The 19,462-nt window shown below is 50.6% G+C and carries 19 protein-coding genes; 15 read left to right on the top strand and 4 right to left on the bottom strand.

Going from position 1 to position 19,462, the window contains the following annotated elements; all coding sequences use genetic code 11:
• The first annotated feature begins 233 nt into the window (after positions 1–233).
• The 4 genes from hslV to ACY0JR_RS06880 all read left to right on the top strand — a co-directional run bounded on the left by hslV (position 234) and on the right by ACY0JR_RS06880 (position 4,378).
• A complete protein-coding gene (hslV, locus tag ACY0JR_RS06895) occupies positions 234–773 on the top strand; it encodes an ATP-dependent protease subunit HslV (protein ID WP_181308901.1) in 540 nt (179 codons plus the stop codon).
• A gap of 103 nt (positions 774–876) precedes the next feature.
• Positions 877–1,848 carry a deoxyhypusine synthase family protein gene (locus tag ACY0JR_RS06890; RefSeq protein ID WP_462633208.1) on the top strand — a complete coding sequence of 324 codons (972 nt, stop codon included), beginning with the start codon at positions 877–879 and terminating at the stop codon, positions 1,846–1,848.
• A gap of 322 nt (positions 1,849–2,170) precedes the next feature.
• On the top strand, positions 2,171–2,764 hold the full coding sequence (locus tag ACY0JR_RS06885) for a DUF4136 domain-containing protein (RefSeq protein WP_462633207.1): 594 nt from the start codon (positions 2,171–2,173) through the stop codon (positions 2,762–2,764).
• Between the two features lie 186 nt (positions 2,765–2,950).
• Complete coding sequence (locus ACY0JR_RS06880) at positions 2,951–4,378, top strand: pyridoxal phosphate-dependent decarboxylase family protein (protein WP_462633206.1); 1,428 nt, start codon at positions 2,951–2,953, stop codon at positions 4,376–4,378.
• A 146-nt stretch (positions 4,379–4,524) separates the two neighbouring features.
• Here the strand turns inward: ACY0JR_RS06880 and ACY0JR_RS06875 are convergent, their stop codons facing one another.
• Positions 4,525–5,100 (bottom strand): 2'-5' RNA ligase family protein, encoded by a 576-nt coding sequence (locus tag ACY0JR_RS06875; protein WP_462633205.1) that lies wholly within the window; start codon positions 5,098–5,100, stop codon positions 4,525–4,527.
• 397 nt (positions 5,101–5,497) lie between these two features.
• Here ACY0JR_RS06875 and ACY0JR_RS06870 point away from each other — a divergent pair, with 397 nt between their 5' ends.
• Together ACY0JR_RS06870 and ACY0JR_RS06865 are read left to right on the top strand one after the other, a co-directional pair.
• Positions 5,498–7,423, top strand: coding sequence for an ABC-F family ATP-binding cassette domain-containing protein (locus ACY0JR_RS06870; protein WP_462633204.1), 1,926 nt, complete (start codon positions 5,498–5,500; stop codon positions 7,421–7,423).
• A gap of 223 nt (positions 7,424–7,646) precedes the next feature.
• Positions 7,647–8,972 (top strand): type IX secretion system plug protein, encoded by a 1,326-nt coding sequence (locus ACY0JR_RS06865; protein ID WP_462633203.1) that lies wholly within the window; start codon positions 7,647–7,649, stop codon positions 8,970–8,972.
• A gap of 252 nt (positions 8,973–9,224) precedes the next feature.
• On the opposite strand, the gene ACY0JR_RS06860 is transcribed toward ACY0JR_RS06865, so the two are convergent.
• The 3 genes from ACY0JR_RS06860 to rsmA are packed head-to-tail and all read right to left on the bottom strand — an operon-like array spanning position 9,225 to position 12,358.
• Positions 9,225–10,190 (bottom strand): NAD(P)-dependent oxidoreductase, encoded by a 966-nt coding sequence (locus tag ACY0JR_RS06860; protein WP_462633202.1) that lies wholly within the window; start codon positions 10,188–10,190, stop codon positions 9,225–9,227.
• Positions 10,191–10,233: 43 nt separating this feature from the next.
• Entirely contained in the window at positions 10,234–11,586 is a 1,353-nt protein-coding gene (mgtE, locus tag ACY0JR_RS06855; RefSeq protein ID WP_462633201.1) for a magnesium transporter, read from the bottom strand.
• A complete protein-coding gene (gene rsmA / locus ACY0JR_RS06850; protein WP_462633200.1) occupies positions 11,576–12,358 on the bottom strand; it encodes a 16S rRNA (adenine(1518)-N(6)/adenine(1519)-N(6))-dimethyltransferase RsmA in 783 nt (260 codons plus the stop codon). Before rsmA ends, mgtE begins: the two co-directional genes overlap by 11 nt.
• Before the next feature lie 54 nt (positions 12,359–12,412).
• On the opposite strand from rsmA, the gene ACY0JR_RS06845 reads away from it, so the two are divergent.
• The 9 genes from ACY0JR_RS06845 (at position 12,413) to efp (ending at position 19,461) form a co-directional block, all read left to right on the top strand.
• Positions 12,413–13,849, top strand: a complete 1,437-nt coding sequence (locus ACY0JR_RS06845) for a leucyl aminopeptidase family protein (RefSeq protein WP_462633199.1) — start codon at positions 12,413–12,415, stop codon at positions 13,847–13,849.
• 3 nt (positions 13,850–13,852) lie between these two features.
• Positions 13,853–14,860 (top strand): 4-hydroxythreonine-4-phosphate dehydrogenase PdxA, encoded by a 1,008-nt coding sequence (gene pdxA, locus ACY0JR_RS06840; RefSeq protein WP_462633198.1) that lies wholly within the window; start codon positions 13,853–13,855, stop codon positions 14,858–14,860.
• 114 nt (positions 14,861–14,974) lie between these two features.
• On the top strand, positions 14,975–15,202 hold the full coding sequence (locus ACY0JR_RS06835; protein WP_462633197.1) for a UPF0175 family protein: 228 nt from the start codon (positions 14,975–14,977) through the stop codon (positions 15,200–15,202).
• On the top strand, positions 15,186–15,653 hold the full coding sequence (locus tag ACY0JR_RS06830; protein ID WP_462633196.1) for a PIN domain-containing protein: 468 nt from the start codon (positions 15,186–15,188) through the stop codon (positions 15,651–15,653). Before ACY0JR_RS06835 ends, ACY0JR_RS06830 begins: the two co-directional genes overlap by 17 nt.
• A 298-nt stretch (positions 15,654–15,951) precedes the next feature.
• The gene (locus tag ACY0JR_RS06825) at positions 15,952–16,506 is read left to right on the top strand and encodes a YceD family protein (RefSeq protein WP_462633195.1); all 555 of its coding nucleotides are present in this window, start codon (positions 15,952–15,954) and stop codon (positions 16,504–16,506) included.
• 32 nt (positions 16,507–16,538) lie between these two features.
• A complete protein-coding gene (gene rpmF, locus ACY0JR_RS06820; protein ID WP_048920069.1) occupies positions 16,539–16,733 on the top strand; it encodes a 50S ribosomal protein L32 in 195 nt (64 codons plus the stop codon).
• A 64-nt stretch (positions 16,734–16,797) separates the two neighbouring features.
• Positions 16,798–17,739, top strand: coding sequence for a phosphate acyltransferase PlsX (gene plsX, locus ACY0JR_RS06815; protein ID WP_462633194.1), 942 nt, complete (start codon positions 16,798–16,800; stop codon positions 17,737–17,739).
• Between the two features lie 36 nt (positions 17,740–17,775).
• Positions 17,776–18,774, top strand: coding sequence for a beta-ketoacyl-ACP synthase III (locus ACY0JR_RS06810; protein WP_462633193.1), 999 nt, complete (start codon positions 17,776–17,778; stop codon positions 18,772–18,774).
• A gap of 123 nt (positions 18,775–18,897) precedes the next feature.
• On the top strand, positions 18,898–19,461 hold the full coding sequence (gene efp / locus ACY0JR_RS06805) for an elongation factor P (protein WP_462633192.1): 564 nt from the start codon (positions 18,898–18,900) through the stop codon (positions 19,459–19,461).
• Position 19,462 lies beyond the last annotated feature (1 nt).

Here is a 19,462-nt window from a genome sequence, read left to right as displayed (position 1 = left end):
GGCCTCTGGCCGTTTCTCTGCTCGTTTTGATAGAAATGTATATAAAGCGGCGGGACGCCGCAGGTAGCTCACACTCGCGGGACGCGAGCGAGGGAAATCATTTTTCTAAACATTAGCACCAAGAAGAGGAGCCTTAAACCAAAGAATGGGCAGGTTCGGGTATTCAGAAAGTTTGTCGTACTTTCGCGGGGGTAAACGCGAGGCAACGCCCTCTCATTAAGTTAAGGTACATCATGACGAAAATACGTTCTACCACCGTACTGGGAATTTACCATAACGGGGAAGTGGCCCTAGGGGCCGATGGCCAGGCCACCATGGATAAATACATTGCCAAAAGCAACGTGAAGAAGATTCGCAAACTGCAGGACGGCAAAATAGTGACGGGCTTTGCCGGTTCCACCGCCGATGCCTTCACCCTGCTGGAGCGCTTTGAGGAGAAACTGAACGCGTACGGCAACAACATGAAGCGGGCGGCCATTGAACTGGCCAAGGATTGGCGCAAAGACCAATACCTGCGCAAGCTGGAGGCCATGATGGTAGTAGCCAACAAAGAAGAACTGCTCATCATCTCGGGTACCGGCGACGTGCTGGAACCAGACCACCAGATTGCCGCCATCGGGTCCGGAAGCACCTACGCGCAGTCAGCCGCGCTGGCGTTGAAGAAACACGCGCCGCACCTCACCGCCGAGGAAATGGTGCGGGAATCATTGAACATTGCCGCTGACATTTGTATTTACACCAATCACAATCTCATTATAGAAAAACCGAACTAACCCCGGTTTTTTCCTGTTTGCCCCTTAGTTTCCCGCTTATTTGGTGAAAACAGGTTAAAAATAAGTAAACCATTCCGTTAAAATAATCAACTAATTGAACAGCATGAAGGTAACGCAGTTCCTGAAAGATCATTACAAGCATTTCAACGCAGCCGCACTCATTGATGCCGCCGAAGGCTATAAAACCCATTTGAACAACGGCGGTAAAATGATGATTACCCTGGCCGGTGCCATGAGTACCGCCGAGTTGGGAATTATATTAGCCGAAATGATCCGTCAGGACAAAGTGCAGGCCATTACCTGTACCGGTGCCAACCTGGAAGAAGACATCTTCAACCTGGTGGCGCATGATTTCTACGAGCGCATTCCTAATTACCGCGACTTAACGCCGCAAGACGAGCAAGACTTACTAGACCGTCACCTGAACCGCGTGACTGACACCTGTATTCCAGAGGAAGAGGCCATGCGCCGTTTAGAGCACACGGTTCTGAAATACTGGCAAAAAGCAGACCAGGCCGGCGAAGCCTACTTCCCGCACCAGTTCTTCTACCAGATCCTGAATTCCGGCGATTTAGAGCAGTATTACCAAATTGACCCAAAAAACAGCTGGATGCTGGAAGCGGCCAAGAAAAACCTGCCCATTTTCGTACCAGGTTGGGAAGATTCTACCTTAGGGAACATCTACACCGGCCACGTAATCTCCGGCGACATCAAGAATGTGCACACCATGAGAACCGGTATCCAGTACATGATGGAATTGGCCGAATGGTACACCAACACTGCTAAAGAAGAGTCAACCATTGGGTTCTTCCAGATTGGCGGCGGAATTGCCGGTGACTTCCCTATCTGCGTGGTTCCTATGCTGCACCAGGACTTACAGCGTACCGGAGTTCCGTTGTGGGGTTATTTCGCGCAGATCTCTGATTCCACTACCTCTTACGGTTCTTACTCTGGTGCCGTGCCAAACGAGAAAATTACCTGGGGTAAACTGGGTATTGATACTCCTAAGTTTGTGATTGAATCTGATGCGACCATTGTGGCACCGCTGGTGTTCGCCATTGTCCTGGATTATTAATCCATCAGAATAAAAGTGTTTTAGCCAGGAGGCGGGATTAAGTCCCGCCTCCTTTTTTTGTGCCCTCCCCTGCGGGTTAACCAGTGCTTTTGATCTCAATTTGCCCGCTAATCTACTCCTGGTGTATTTGGCTAAAGCCTATTTCAGGTAAAGCAACTATTTACATGATTTATGTTGAATATTTTTGCTAATGGATAGAACATTTATTATATTGATATTCTTATAAACTTATACGAATTTACTTAGATGTTTTAAAACCCCTTTCCCATTTTATTTCGTAAGTAGCGGAGCACCAGTTTCTTAAAACTAGAGAGATCAAGCCATGAAAAACACTTACTTCCTATCCAAGATTCTCCTTCTGATAGCGGCCTGCGGCTTGAGTAGCTGCCTGGGCTTCGGACACCGTAAGTTCGGTTCTGATTACAGTTATGCCGGGGCTTTCCACAAATACAAGACGTTTAATTTCATTACCCATGCGTCTGAGGAAGATAGTACCACCCTTAAGAATTACGAGGTACTTAAGAAGTACATCAGGGAACGGTTAGAGATTCAGGGATACGAGTACAGTGACAAGAAGCCTGATCTTTTAGTGAGCTATTACATCTATTACAATGACCTTAACATGAAAGGCTATGAGCAGGAAGAGTTTGACATCTGGCTGGTGAACAACGAAGAGCCTACCAAAGAGCACGAGGCCTACAAACCCATTAAAATGTACATGAGCCAAGGCACGCTGCTGGTAACGCTCCTGGACCATAAGAAGCAGAATGCTGTCTGGCAAGGCTACACCTCTGGCGTGCTCTCAGACCCTACCACCGAGAATACCGCTTACCTCAACAGGGCGGTGAGAACCATTTTTGACCAGTACAGGGTTTTCCGGAAAGGTTATTTAAGAGAGAACTCTTCAGCTAATTGATTGGAAGGAGATAATTGACCTTCATCTTCTGGTTTGGGTTTCAGGGCTGTTTAGAAAAAACGGACCTGAAACCCAATTTTATTTTATAGCTTCATTCCCCAAAACAGCCTAGAAAGGCATTTGCATACTGACAGCCTTTACCTTTCTTCCGCTGTAATCGTTTAAACCCAAGAACTTCACTCATCAATGACTATTTCCCATTTTCCCCTGGAGCCCACGGCACAAGAACGTGCAGTGGTGCAACAGGCCGTAGAAACCTATATCCAATCTTTCCTAACCCAATTACCGTCACTGCCCGCTTTTGTTGACTCCCCAGAGAAAGGAGCCGGGTTGCTGGAGAGTCCCATAGAAGAAAGTCCAATTGCTATTGACGAAGCATTAGGATTGCTCAAAACGGAGGTAGACATACCAGGCATCACCGCGGCTTCTGGCGGACACTTAGGCTATATTCCGGGCGGCGGACTTTACTACGCTGGCTTGGGAGACTATCTGGCAGCGGCCGTCAACAAGTATGCTGGCATCTTTTACGCAGCCCCGGGGGCAGTACGCATGGAAAACATGCTGCTTCGCTGGATGACTACCCTCATAGACTTTCCGGCAGACGCGGCCGGAAACCTCACCTCGGGCGGCAGCATTGCCAGCCTTATTGCCTTGGCTACCGCCCGTGATGCGCAGAAAATCACGTCTCGGGTTATTCCAGATGCCGTGGTCTACACCACTTCCCACGCCCACCACTGCCTGGACAAAGCGCTGCGCATTGCCGGTCTGGGAGAATGCCCTGTGCGGCATATTCCCATGGATGCTCAATACCGCATGCAGCCCGAAGCGCTGGAGAAAGCCATTCAGGAAGACAAAGCCGCCGGATTAACCCCATGGCTGATCATCGCTTCGGCGGGAACGACAGATGTGGGCGCCGTGGATCCCCTCGCCGCCATTGGAGAGATCGCCCATAAGTTCAGTCTCTGGTACCATGTAGATGCCGCCTACGGCGGATTCTTCGCCCTGGCGCCTTCGGGTAAACCGAAGTTGGAGGGCATTTCCCTGGCTGACTCCGTGGTGATGGACCCGCACAAAGGCTTGTTTATTCCCTATGGCTTAGGCGCAGTCCTCATCAAGAACCGGCAGCAAACCGCTGAGACACATCATTACCTGGCCAATTACATGCAGGATACCCTCTCAGCTACCGATGAAGCCTCACCGGCAGACCTTTCTCCTGAGCTGAGCAAACATTTCAGAGGGTTGCGGCTGTGGCTTCCGCTTAAACTTCATGGAGTTGGTGCTTTCCGTGATGCCCTAGAAGAGAAATTGGAACTGGCCCAATACGCGTATCAGCAACTGAAGCAAACCCGGGGCTTTGAGGTACCGGTGGTGCCGGAATTATCGGTGGTGATTTTCCGCTATGTTCCCAAAGCTGCCGAAGAGGCGAATACTTTCAATCAGAAGTTGATCAAAGCAGTGCAGCAAGACGGGCGGGTATTTCTATCCTCCACCCTTTTAGACGGGAACTTCATGCTTCGCCTGGCCATACTTTCCTTTAGAACGCATCAGGACACCATTGATTTAGCCTTGGAGATACTGAAGGAGAAAGCGGCTGAATTAGTACAAGAGGATTAAAGAAAAGTTCTTTGTAAGCACATAACTGAAACAATCTTACTTTTTTGTCCTCCTGAGAGGATCTTGGTAACGAACGGTAGTGGCAGCCCAAGAGTGCCTTCCAAGCTTGCCCACAAGGTCCTTTCAGGAGGAAAATAGGGGTGGTACTATCTAGAGGCAGAGAGTTTAGTGGCATTCTTCGCTCCAGTCTCCATTAAAGGAAAGATGCCGTCTTCTAGAAACAGGTCTCCTTTTTTGGTGAGCAGGGTCAAGTTATCCAACTCAACTTTCCAGCGGAAATTTTGATGATTAAGGAATAGGACGGCCTGCGAAATCACCTCTGGTGTGGTATCGCCGAGGGCAAGCGACAGGTGGGGCATCCAGACATCTGGGTGGTAGTAAGGACTAATCTCCTGGCATACTAAACCCACCGCTTTATGCAATTGGCTGTGAAACTGATTTACGCTTTCGGTACGCACCACGGGAATGTACAGCACAGGCTTCTGGCCCGGGAAAATCCCCAACCCGGTCGTCTCAACGAAGAACCGGCAACAGATTCCGGCCGCATCTCCCAAGGTCTTTTTCAGATTCTGCAGGCTGCCGTCGTTCACCGTGAGCCAGGTAATATGCGGATAAGGGGTTTTCTGTACGTCTTTAAGCCCAAATTCACGCTCTAAGCTATAGATAAGTTGATTTAACTTATCTGAATGTTCGGCATCAAGCAAAGATACAATAGCTACCATGGCACGTAAGTAAGCGTTTTAGGGCTGGTTTTCCAAAACTAGGGTATATACGAGGCATAATCTCAAATGGGAAGCTTCAGCTGTTATATAGTTCTTTTCCAAATAGAAGCAGGGTGTCGTTTACGTGTTTTCCCGTGTGTTACAGCCTAGAAGTTTCCGTCAGAAAATCGCTTGAAAGGCTGAGGTTAATTCTCCTTCGGGTTTAGGCACTGTTGTCCGGAAAACACCCCTAAAACCGCGCTGAAAGGTAACGTTCTGACATTCATGCCTGCTAAGGCACGTTTTTAACCGCTTGTTTGTTAGATAGAAGCTCAACTTCACAAAAACAGCAACCGCAAAAGGCAAACGCCAGATAATTTTCAAAGTGTTACCTTTGCGTTTTCATACGCATCCATTCATGATCTCCATTAATAACCTCAATTTTCATTTCGGGAGCCGCACGCTGTACGAAGACGCCAACCTGCACATCAAACCAAAAGACAAAATTGGGCTGGTGGGACTGAACGGAACCGGAAAATCTACCCTGCTGCGTCTCTTAGTGGGCGAATACAAACCCGACGGCGGTAGCATTCAGATGGCGAAGGAAACTACGCTGGGCTTCCTGAACCAGGATTTGCTTTCCTATGATACCCATGAAAGTATCTTAAATGTAGCCATGCAGGCGTTTGAGGAGGCCATCCAGATTCAGCGCAAAATTGACGAGGTGCTGCATGAAATGGAAACCGATTACCAGGACGAGCACATTGACAAACTGGCCAAACTGCAGGAGCATTTTGAGGCCTTGGACGGCTACAACATACAAGTAAAGGCCGAAGAGATTCTGGAAGGCCTCGGTTTTACCACGCAGGAGCTTCAGCAGCCCTTGAAGACTTTTTCCGGCGGATGGCGCATGCGTGTGATGCTGGCCAAAATCCTGTTGCAGAAACCGTCGCTCCTGCTCCTGGATGAGCCTACCAACCACTTGGACTTACCGTCTATCAAATGGATTGAAAATTACCTCAGCGCGTATGAAGGGGCCCTGGTGATTGTTTCCCACGACCGGGAATTCCTGGACCGGACCACCAACGTGACTGTGGAAGTCTCTGGAGGTAAACTGAACGTATACGCGGGCAATTACAGCTTTTATCTAGAGGAAAAAGAGCTAAGAAACGAGATTCAGAAAGGCGCCTATGAAAACCAGCAGCAGCAAATAAAGCAAGCCGAGCAGTTTATTGCCCGCTTTAAGGCAAAGGCCACCAAAGCGAAGCAGGCCCAAAGCCGTATGAAGGCGCTGGACAAAATGGAGCGCATTGAAGATGTAGCCGGAGATGCGCCCGTGGTTAATTTTAAGTTCCAGTTCACGGTGCAACCGGGCCGCAACATCCTGCGCCTGGAGAACGTGGCCAAGAGCTACGGCGAGAAGCTTATCTTTAAAAACACCAACGTCAACATTGAACGCGGCGACAAAATCGCGTTGATTGGGGCCAACGGAAAAGGAAAGTCCACGCTCATGCGCATCATAGCCGGCGATGAACCCATCAAAGGCGAGCGGCAGTTGGGCCACAACGTAATCATGGCTTTCTACGCCCAGCACCAGTTGGAGAGCCTCACCGTGGAGAATGAGATTTTACAAGAGATGGTGCAGGCAGGCAGCCGCCGTACTGAAATGGAGTTACGCGGCGTTTTGGGTTCTTTCCTCTTCACCGGAGACACGGTCTTCAAGAAAATCAAAGTCCTTTCCGGAGGCGAGAAAAGCCGCGTGGCCTTGGCGAAAACGCTTATCTCCGAAGCCAACTTCCTGCTGCTGGATGAGCCTACCAACCACTTGGACATGCAGTCTGTGAACATCCTCATTCAGGCGCTGGACCAGTACGAAGGTACGTTTGTGGTCATTTCCCACGACCGGTACTTTGTGGAGAACGTGGCCAACAAGATCTGGTACATTGAAGACCATGTATTGAAGGAATATCCCGGCACTTACCATGAGTATGAGTACTGGATGGAGCAACGGGAGAAAGGCCTTAAACGCCCTACTCCGCAGGCTACCCCGGCCAAAGCGCAGGCGAAACCCAAGCCCACCGCCAGCCAGCAACAGGAACTGGAGCAGGAACTGAAACGCATTAACCAGAAGCTGAAGCAAGTGGAAGGTCTGGTGAATGATCTGGAAGGAAAGCTGAAAAGCTGCGAAAGCAAATTGGCCCTGCCCAGCACCTACGCAGACCCCAACGCTTTACATGAGACTACCCAGCAGTTCAATAAGATTAAAACGCAGCTAGACAAAGAGCAGAGCGCCTGGGAACAACTCATGGAACAGGTAGACGAGTTGCAAAGCCAGTTAAAATAAGATTTGAAGAAAACCTCACAGGCATGATTAACCTGTGAGGTTTTCTTTTTAGCCTGTTTTTAGAAAATCACATGAAAATGAGATAAAGGAGCAAGCGTTCCCTCCTTCTATCTCTGAACCTTAAATACTAACTAACGGTACCTAGCGTATTAACAAGAGTTCACCTGATCTTACCGTAATAGACAGGTGAAACTGGGTACCAAAACGATTTGAAAAACACCTCATGATATTAAAAAGAAACTGGAAACACACCTTCTTCGCTTTAGCGCTGGCCGCGACCTCCTTCACCGGTTGTGTGCCGGTAGAATCAACGGGCACTGGCACCGGAACATCGGGCACGGGTTCCCTCCGGTTTGAAGACGCGGTGTACGCGGCAGATGTGTATTCCGTGCAGTTCTACGCCCGCAACCTCAACGTAGGCGATGTGCTGGCTCCTCCTGTGGTTTCCCTTGAGCAGAATAGTCCTTTGGTGCTGGAGTTTGACCGCATGACGGCTCCCCGGGGCCGGGCGGTAGTGCGGTTCCACCATTGCAACGCAGATTGGCAGCCTTCCCAATTGCAGCCGCTCCAGTACGTGCAGGATTACAATGAATTTTTCATCAATGAAGTAGAGCCATCCGGGGGCACCAAAGTACCGTACTGGCATTACAGTTTCCAGTTGCCACGCGTGAAACTCAGCGGGAATTACCTCATGGAAGTGACCGAGGAAGGCGGAAACCGTTTGCTAAGCCGCCGCTTTGTCATCTTTGAGGAGCAGGTACAGGTGGGTCTGGTGCCCGTGGCCACGCCGGGAGCCGGTGAACGCTTTGAGCGCCAGCAGATGGACTTCAATATCTTCTACGCCCAATATCCGTTGGTGAACCCGTCGCAGGAAATCAAGGTCGTGCTCCGCCAGAACCACCGCTGGGACAACGCCAAATACTTCACCCGCCCTACCTTTATTCAGGAAGCGCAGCGCCGGCTGGAATACAAATTGTTTGAGCCCGGGCAGGCTTTCTTAGGACTGAGTGAGTTCCGAGCACTAGATACCCGCAGCGAACGGTTCAGCGGCATTGGCGTTGAACGCCGCGATGTCACCGGCAGCCCGGACCGCGTATTCGCGACGACCGGTAGAAGCCGTGCCCGCGAGGTGTACAGTTCTCAGCCCGACGCCAACGGCAAGTTCCTCTTCGGGAGCCGCGAGTATGGCAACGCCCCCCTCAACGCCGACTACCAGCAAGTCACTTTCCAACTCCAGGCCCCGGAGCCCGCGCCTGGGCCGGTGTATGTCTTTGGTGGCTTGTCTGACTGGCAACTGAAAGAACCCTTCCGGATGACCTATGATCCCGAAAAACAGCTCTACACCGCCACGGCTCTCCTAAAACAAGGCTACTACAACTACTACTTCGCCCTGAAAGGCGCCAACGGCCAAGCCGATGCCCGTTACTTTGAAGGTAGCCACTTCTCCACTGAAAACGTGTATGATGTGCTCGTCTATTATCGTCCGCCTGGGTCCCGGGCAGATTTAATCATCGGCTATTCCACCATCCAGTTCAATCCACAGAAATAAAATCAGAAGGGCCTCTCTTGTACAAGAGAGGCCCTTCTGATTTAAGCCAGATTTCAGGAAAACGCTTGTAAACAAACTCTGTAGCGGCGTTACCCTGTAACGCCGTGGTTTTTTGAAACGAAGACGTCCCTTTATCTGCAACCCTTTCCTAAAAGCGAGAAGTCAAGACAGGTAGTTGATGGTTGGGACGTGGATTGCTGCGTGGTGCCACGGCGTTACGGTGTAACGCCGCTACAATTCAGGTTACCGTACCTATTTATTCCTATGGTGCAAAAACGCTTCCAGTTTCTGCACCATTACCTCATTGATGCGCACATAGGATTCCTGGGTCCAGCCGGCAATGTGCGGGGTGAGTACTACGCGCGGGTGCTCCATTAAATAAGAGAACCGTTCCTGCTGCTCTGGCGTGAGCGTTTTCAGCTTTTCGTTTTCCAGTACGTCCAAGGCGGCACCTCGTACGGTACCGGCTTTCAGGGCTTCAACCAGGGCGGCATGGTTCAGCACTTCGCCGCGGGCGGTGTTCAAAAGCCAAAGCGGGTGTTGGAATCTGGAAAGCACCTGGGCGTTTATGAAATGGTGGTTTTCTTTGGTATACGGAATATGCAGACTCAGCACCTGCGCCTTCTGCTGCAGTTCCTCCAAAGAGGCTAAGTGAACATGGGGGAACGGATTTTCTACCGGTTGGTGGTCATAGGCCAGCACATCGCAGTCAAACCCCATTAACCTCTTGGCGAAGGCTTTGCCCATGTGCCCGAACCCGATCAGGCCGATGGTCTTCCCTCCAATTTCCTCGCCGCGGTTTTCTTCCCGCAACCACTGACCTTGCCTGATTTGCTTGTCACCTTGGGTAATTTTCCGGAATAAGGTTAACAGCATGCCCAAGGTATGATCGCCGACGGCATCACGGTTGCCTTCGGGGGCGTTGATCAAGGTGATGTTCCGGGCTTCCAGCACGCCATCGTCAATGTTGTCTACGCCGGCTCCGGCGCGGGCCAGCACTTCCAGTTTAGGGGCGAATTTGAGTAAATCGGCGGTAATCCGCATTTTGCTGCGCACCACCAGCATCTGGTAATCTGGGAGTAACGCGGGCACTTCCTCTTTCTTGATTTCTGGCAGATACGTGACTTTTACGCCTACACTTTCCAGCATGGGCAGCAGGCTCTCGTGCATGAGGTCTATGACAAGGCAGCGGAAGGGAGAATCAGTAGAAATGGGCATAGGTTAAGTGTTTCGGTGCAGGTTTCTGGAAAATAGGCCTGAATCAAAGGTTCAACAGGAGATGCGCCACCATAAAGTAGACGGCTAGCCCTAGCAAGTCGTTGGCGGTGGTGATGAACGGACCGGCGGCTACGGCGGGGTTCACTCCATATTTATCTAAAATCATGGGCGTGACCGTTCCCATAAACGAAGCCAGCAACACCACACTGAACAAGGCCACGGCTACTACTATGGATAAAGTCAGTTGCACCCCCAACAACACGTTGAATCCCAGCACCAAGCCCGACATCACGAGTCCGTTGATCAATGCCACCAGCAACACCTTGATAATACGGGAAGCGAAATTATCAAACATGATGGTTTTGTTGGCCAGCGTCTGAATGATGATGGAGGAAGACTGAATTCCCACGTTTCCGCCGGTGGCGGTAATTAAAGGGGTAAACATGGCTAGGGCGGGAATCACCGAAATGTCGCCTTCAAACAATCCTATGAACCGAGCCCCTAGCAAGCCGCCTACCATGCCCACCATGAGCCAGGGCAAACGGGCGCGCGAAAGCCGGAAAACGCTGTCGTCTTCCTCAATGTTTTCGGTGATACCGGTCATCAATTGGCGGCTGAGTTCGGCCTGTTCCTGGATCACGTCAATGACGTCATCAATGGTAATGCGGCCCAGTAAACGACCTTGTATGTTCACTACCGGAATGGCTTCCAGGTCATATTTCTGCATGACAGCAGCCACCTCCTGATCATCTTTGTAAGATTCAATGGCAATGACATCTGGGTCATAAACCTTGTTGATGGGGGTCTCGTCACCGCAGAGAATGAGCGTTTTCATGCTCAGGCGGCCCACCAGTTTATCGCGGTCGTCTACCACATACACGGCGTAGACTTTCTCTACTTCTTCGGCTTGCCGCCTGATTTCGTCAATGCACTGCCCCACGCGCCAATTGATGTTCACTTTGATCAACTCCTTCGCCATGAGACCACCGGCGCAGTCTTCGTCATAGTGCAGGAGTTCCACAATATCGGCTACGTGCTCCTGGTCTTCCAGCAAGGCAATGATTTCCTCTTTGCGCTGCACGGGCTGCTCGTTGAGCACATCCACGGCATCATCTGAATCCATCTCGCCAATGTAGCGGGCAATCTCCTCAATGGTGAAGTTCTTCAGGAAATTGCTGCGTACGTCTGAGTCCAGGTCACTAAGGATTTCGGCACCCACATCGGCGGGCAGCACGTCCATCACATACTTGCTTTGCTCGGTATTGAGCTCGTACAAGACGGTGGTGATGTCCACGGCGTACATTTCCTCCATGTTGGAGAGAATGAACTCGGCATCGCGCCGCTCAATGGCGTCTTCTATCTGGTCAATAAACTCACGGGTGATTTCAGACTGCATGCTGCTGGATCAGGAGGGTAAGGTTGATAAAATCAGCCCCGGAAAGCTGCTCGGCGCGCTTGTCAAACAAGGCATCCTGGGCTACCTCCGGCGGAAGGTTAAACGGTTTCAGACAATTACGCAGGGTTTTGCGGCGGGTGGCAAAGCTGGCTTTCACTACTTTAAAAAACAGCTTCTCGTCACAGGGCAACTGAGCCACTTCGTTTCGCGTGAGCCGCACCACGGCGCTTTTCACCTTGGGCGGCGGGTTGAACACGTGCTCGTGCACCGTGAACAGGTACTCAATAGAATAAAAAGCCTGCAAGAGCACACTCATGATGCCGTAGGTTTTGGAACCGTGCGGGGCCGCAATACGCTCCGCTACTTCCTTCTGAATCATGCCCACCACCTCGGGAACCTGGTCGCGGTGATCCAATACCTTGAAGAAGATTTGGCTGGAAATGTTGTACGGGAAATTCCCGATGACGGCAAATGGCCCCGAGAACAGCGTTTTAAGGTCAGTTTTCAGGAAATCGGCGAAAAGCACGCGGCCCTCCAAAGCTGGATAATGCTCGTTCAACCAGGCGATTGACTCGCGGTCGATGTCTACAATGGTGGTGGTGTATTCAGGGTGTTTTACCAAAAACTGGGTTAAAACGCCCATGCCGGGCCCTACCTCCAGCACCTCCTGCACGCCGTTGGGCAGGCGCAGCGCCTCCACAATGTTCTGGGCGATGTTGAGGTCGGTGAGGAAATGCTGACCTAGGTGTTTCTTGGGCTGGACGGGCTTCACTGGTTTTGGTTTCCGTTTGTTAAGGCTATATTGCAGCTCAAAGATACACATCTTATGCGCACAGAACTGACCTACGCCGCAACATTACCGGCTAATACCAGCACCGCTGTCTTAGTTCCAGGCCAAGAGCACCTCCCCAAGGAGCTTTTCTCCCAAGATGAACTGGAATACATCACCCGCCAACTGGCGCTCAAGAGCACGCTGGTAGCTATCAATAGATTCACCCACCAACTCTACCTGGTCCTCACCGATCCCAAATCCAAAGAAACCCAAACTCAGGAAGCCCTCCGCAAAGCGGGCCACGTCCTGCACCAGCGCCTAACGGCGGATAAGGTGGAAAGCGTGGTTTTGTTGGACGGCGCCGATGGCGAAGCGGCGCTGTACGTGGCCGAAGGTCTGGTGCTGAGCAATTACTCATTCCAGCGCTACAAAACCGAGAAGTCCACACCTCCTATTCTGAAGTCGGTGACCATCACCGGCGTTGGGGTTTCTCAAACCCAGGTAACGGAACTCTCTAATCTGCTGGAAGCGGTGTACAATACCCGCGACCTTATCAATACGCCTCCTAACATGCAAACCGCCACGTTGCTGAGCGAGCAGATTCAGGAGATGTTGAACGGTACAGGCGTGCAGGTGGAGGTACTGGACCAGGTGCAGATTCAATCCCTGAAAATGGGCGGGATCCTGAGCGTGAACCAGGCTTCTGATGAGTCGGCCACCTTCAACATTCTGGAATGGAAACCCGAAAACGCCACCAACACCCAACCTGTCATTCTGGTGGGCAAAGGCGTGGTATATGACACGGGCGGGTTAAGCCTCAAGCCAACCCCTAACTCCATGGATTACATGAAGTCAGACATGTCAGGTGCGGCGGCTGTGGCCGGGACCCTTTCGGCCTTGGCCAGAAACAACGTGCCGCTGTATGTCATCGGGTTGATTCCGGCTACCGATAACTTGATAAGCGGTAAAGGATTCGCCCCCGGCGATGTGATCACCATGCACAGCGGCCACACCGTGGAGGTCCTGAACACTGATGCTGAAGGACGCCTGATCCTGGCTGACGCCCTGCATTTCGCCAAACGCTACAACCCGAGCCTGGTCATTGATATTGCCACCCTCACCGGAGCCGCCGCCCGAGCCGTGGGCCGCGAAGGCATTGTGATGATGGGTACTGCCGATGATTTGGTAAAAACAGACCTAAAACTGGCCGGAGAAATGGCGCACGAGCGTCTGGTGGAGCTCCCGTTATGGGAAGAGTACCAGGAGCACCTGAAGTCAGACATTGCAGACCTGAAGAACATCGGCGGAGCCGAAGCGGGCGCAATTTCGGCGGGCAAGTTCCTGGAGTTCTTCACCAACTACCCTTGGATTCACCTGGATATTGCCGGAACGGCCTTCTTGTTGAGCCCAGATTCTTATCGCGGCAAGCACGCCACCGGTAGCAGCGTTCGGTTGCTCTATCATTTCCTTTCTTCACAAGCCACTGCCTAACCCATGGAGCAAAAAACAAAGCCCCGCATCGGGATAACCATAGGAGACATTGCCGGCATCGGGCCGGAAGTAGCCCTCAAGACGCTTTCAGACAACCGGGTGCTGCATTACTGCACCCCCATTCTCTACGGCTCGGCGGGGGCGGTGAACAAGTACCGCAAGGTGCTGGCCCTGGAGAATTTCAGCTTTCAGCAGATACAAACCTTTGACCAGATTCACCCCAAAAAGGTAAACGTACTCAACTGCCTGGAGGAGGAAATAGAGTTTACGCCCGGCGTTCCCTCGCCTGCTACCGGTTCGCTGGCCCGCGCCGCCTTGCTACGTGCCGCTCAGGACCTCAAAGACGGCCACATTCAAGCCGTCGTCACCGCTCCCATTGACAAAGACAACACCCAGGGCGAAGGTTTCCAGTTTCCCGGCCATACCGAGTTCTTCACCACGTATTTTGATGCGCCGGAGAGCCTAATGTTCCTGGTAGCCGACGGGTTCAGGGTTGCCACCGTCACCGGACATCTTCCCTTGAAAGACGTAGCCAACCGGCTTACGCCAGAGCTGCTCATCAGAAAACTTACCATTCTGGAGAACTCCCTTCGTAAAGACTTCGGCATTCAGAAACCTAAAATCGCGGTACTAGGCCTCAACCCGCACGCTGGCGAGAATGGTTTGTTGGGCACCGAGGAAACCGAGATTGTGACCCCGGTCATTGAGCAACTGAAAAACAAAGGCAACCTCATCTTCGGTCCCTTCCCCGCCGATGGTTTTTTTGGCACCCGCAGTTACCAGAAATTTGATGCCACCCTGGCGCTGTACCATGACCAAGGGTTGATTCCATTTAAGACCCTCGCCTTTGAACGCGGCGTCAATTTCACGGCTGGTCTGCCCATTGTGCGCACCTCACCAGACCACGGCACCGCCTATGACATTGCCGGCCAGAACAAAGCAGACGAAACCTCCTTCCGGGAAGCTTTGTTTGCTGCTATTGATATTCTGCGAGCCCGTAGCGGCGTGTAGGTAACTAACTTTTACAAAGACAGAAAAAGCGTTTCGGGGCTGGTTTACAGAAAACGGTACTGAAACGCTTTTTATTCTTACTCATGTTTATAAGAATGTACGTATATTAGGAACATGAGAACAGTAGTTTTGCACCTGCCTGAGAACGTAGATTTAGATGAAAGACAGATAGCGCGTTTTTTAGCCGCTAAATTATTTGAGTCAGGAAAATTGTCTCTTGGTCATGCAGCGGAACTGGCAGGCCTTTCTAAAGTAGCCTTCGCAGAAATTTTAAGTGACTTCAATGTCTCGTTATTTAATTATCCTGCAAGTGAAATAGAACAAGATGCCGCTGCCATCTAAAATAGTAATTGCCGACACCAGTTGCTTCATTCTGTTAGACAAAATTGGTGAACTCCAACTGCTTAGATACCTTTTCAGTCATGTGGTTACCACCACCGTCATTGCCTCTGAGTTCGGCCACAATCTACCTGACTGGATTTCAATTGAAGCCGTAACAAATACGAGGTATCAAAGGCTATTGGAATTGGAAGTAGACAAAGGCGAGGCCAGTGCCATTGCCTTAAGTTCTGAAAAAGAAGGCAGTTTCCTAATTCTAGATGACCTTCAAGCCCGTAAACTCGCTCAAAGATTAGGGTTATCCTTCACCGGCACCTTAGGTATTATTGCCAGAGCTAAACAGGAAGGTATTATACCATCTGTAAAACCCATCATTCAAAAGATAAGGGCAACAAATTTCAGGTTTAGTGAAGATGTTTTTTCCGCTATGCTTAAAGTGGCAGGAGAACTTTAGAGAAAACTCCTAAAGGTGTAATACCTTTGCCCAGCACCTTTCACTAGATGATGAAGCTGAAGAAAGCTTTAAAGAAGAAGCTCCTGGCAGCATAGCCTTTAGCCTTCTAGTATCACGCTGCAGTACTTACGTACTTACTTTACATCTATCTCCCTCACAATGAACCACTCCTGTTTTTTGGCTGTTTTACCCAGGACAAGCCGAAAGCGGCATTTTATTAACCAGCGCAAAAAAGGCATTTGTATTTTATAATACAGATATTCTTGCTAATTTTGCGACTTGCAAAAAAAGAGGCAACGTGAAGGAGATTAAAAAATACGATATCAATCTTGTGAAGCTGGGCAACAAAAGCCACAGCTACGAGTTTGAATTGGATGACCGCTTCTTTGAGTTGTTTGAACAGGAGCTGATCCTGGGCGGCAACTTGAAGGCTGAGGTAGTGCTACACAAGTCGGAGCTTCTTTTGCAATTCGATTTCCATATCAAAGGAACGGTTCGCCTGACCTGCGACCGGAGCTTAGAAGAGTTTGAGCACCCGCTGGAAGTAGAACAAACGCTGCTCGTTCGCTACGGCCAGGAAGACCTGGAACTGGACGTGAACGTGCTGCAGATAGTACCAGAGACGCAGTACCTCAACATTGCCCAACACCTGTATGATTACATTGGCCTGGCAATACCTATGAAAAAGCTGCATCCGCGGTTTGTGGAAGAAGACCAGGAACGGGAAGATGATCCGGAGGCCGAAGGCCTGTTGATCTACTCTACCGGTTCAGAAGGAGAAGATGAAGAGGACGATGATGACGAAGACGGTCCACTTGACCCTCGTTTCGCCGCCCTTAAAAAGTTAAAATAAGTTTATAACCAATTTTGTAATAATTACCTGAGATGGCACATCCTAAGCGAAAAATCTCCAAGACCAGAAGAGATAAGAGAAGAACGCACGACAAAATCACTCCTAAAGCGATTTCTATCTGCCCTAACACCGGAGAGGTGCACCAATACCACAGAGCGTACGTGGTAGACGGAGATTTATACCACAAAGGTAAAGTGGCCATCAAAAATTATACCTCTGTTGCGTAATAAAGCTTGCCTGTTCAGGCTTTATTTTAGTTACTTGTAGGATAATTTACGAAACACGCTTTACATGAAAATAGCTCTGGATGCAATGGGCGGCGACTTCGCCCCCGATGCAGTTGTAGAAGGCGCACTTTTAGCGGCTGAGAAGTTAACGGATGAGTTTGAGATTTTCCTGATTGGAGATGAAGACAAGATTCATTCGCTCCTGCAGCAGCACGGCTACACCGGTTCCAGAGTAAAGGTTGTTCACGCATCTCAAGTAATTGGGATGGGTGAACACCCTACCAAAGCCCTCACCCAGAAACCAGATTCCAGCATTGCGGTAGGTTACGGCATGCTGGCCTCTAAAAAGGTAGACGCCTTCTGCAGCGCCGGCAACACCGGTGCCATGCTGGTAGGCGCGGTCTTCAGCGTGAAACAGGTAGAGGGCATTTTAAGGCCAGCGCTGGCCAGCTTTATCCCTAAGCTTTCTGGCGGGTACGGCATCATGCTGGACGTAGGCGCCATTGCCGACTGCAAACCTGAGATTCTGGAGCAGTTTGGGGAAATTGGCTCTCTTTACGCCCAACATATCTTTGACATTAAGAAACCACGTGTGGGCTTAATGAACCTAGGCGAGGAAGAAGGCAAAGGCACCATGATCACCCAGCCTACCTACAAACTCCTCAAGGAAAACAAATCCATTCACTTTATCGGGAACATTGAAGGACGCGACCTGTTCAACGACAAGGCCGATGTTATTGTGTGTGACGGGTTCACCGGTAACGTAATCCTGAAAATGGCAGAGTCTATCTATGACATTCTCTGCGAAAAGAAAATCACTGATCCTTTCTTTGATCGTTTCAATTATGAAGCGGTAGGCGGAAGCCCCATTCTGGGTGTGAACGGGAATGCAGTCATTGGGCACGGCGTTTCCACCCCAACCGCTATCTGTAATATGCTGCATCTGGCCAACAAAATGGCAGAGGCCCGTATCTCAGAGAAATTCAGAAAATACTTTAGCGCCTAATTGTGCGCAATTTACCAGACAACCCTTCAGAATACTATGAGTAAGATAACCGCCGCGATCACCGGTGTGAGCGGATATGCCCCGGAGTACGTGATGACCAACCAGGAGTTGGAAACCATGGTAGAAACCAACGATGAATGGATCGTTAGCCGCACGGGAATCAAAGAAAGACGCATACTGAAGGGAGAAGACCAAGGTACCTCGGCCATTGCCATTCCGGCGGTGCTGGACCTCCTCAAAAAAACTAACACAGATCCGGCAGATGTTGACATGCTCATCTGTGCCACCACTACCCCAGACCTGGTGTTTCCGGCTACGGCCAACATTATCACCGCAGAGACGGGCTGTGTTAACGCCTTTGGCTATGACATTCAGGCTGCTTGCTCCGGCTTTCTGTTCGCGTTGGCCACCGGTTCCCAGTTCATTGAAACCGGCAAGTACAAGAAAATCATTGTGGTGGGGGCAGATAAAATGTCCGCCATTGTAGACTATACAGACCGGGCCACCTGCATCATCTTCGGAGATGGCGGCGGGGCGGTTATGCTGGAACCTAACACCGAAGGCTTGGGCGTACAGGACAGCATCCTGAAGTCTGACGGCTCCGGGGTTCCGTTTCTGCACCAGAAAGCCGGAGGAAGCCGTAGACCCGCTACCGCCGAGACGGTTGCCCGTCGGGAGCACTTCGCGTTCCAGGAAGGCCAGCAGGTCTTCAAGTTCGCGGTGAAAGGCATGGCCGATGTGTCTGCCGAGATCATGGAACGCAACAACCTGACGTCTGAGGATATTGCCTGGTTGGTGCCTCACCAAGCCAACAAGCGCATTATTGACGCCACCGCCAACCGCATGGGTGTAGGCCCAGAGAAGGTGATGGTGAACATCCAGAAATATGGCAATACCACCAGCGGCACCATTCCTTTGTGCCTGTGGGAGTATGAAAATCAATTAAAAAAAGGAGACAACGTGGTTCTAGCTGCCTTTGGCGGTGGTTTTACCTGGGGTTCCATTTACCTGAAATGGGCATATGACCCTAAATAAGCCCCTCGTTTTTAGGCTTCTTTTCTGAAATAGATCAAAAAATTCGGCTATCTTTGGCCGAATTTTTTTATGTCCAATCGGGAAAAACCCGTAGGCATTTTAAACCGAAACACAAGACTAACTATGGCAACTACCGCTGATTTTCGCAACGGGCTTTGCATTGAATTTAACGGCGACCTGTGGATCATCACTGAGTTTCAGCACGTGAAACCAGGGAAAGGCCCGGCCTTCGTTCGTACCAAACTGAAGAACATCAAAACCGGCAAAGTGGTGGACAACACCTTCACCGCCGGGGTAAAAGTAACCACAGCCCGCGTAGAACAACGTCCGCACCAGTTTATCTACAAAGATGACTACGGTTACAACTTCATGGACATGAACTCCTTTGAACAGGTAACCCTGGAAGAAAGATTGGTTCCTTTCGCTGATTTGATGAAAGAAGGCCAGGAAGTGACTATCTTGTTCCACGCCGAGACTGAAACTCCGTTAACCGCTGAACTTCCTACGTATGTAGAACTGACTATTACGTATACAGAACCCGGTATCAAAGGAGACACCGCCACCAACGCTTCTAAACCAGCCACCGTAGAGACGGGCGCCACTATCTCTGTTCCTCTTTTTATTGGACAAGATGAAAAGATTAAAGTAGATACGCGTACCTACACCTACGCCGAACGAGTAAAATAAA

The organism is Rufibacter sp. JT3400010 (assembly GCF_054956755.1).
This window is presented reverse-complemented; position numbering and strand designations above follow the sequence as displayed.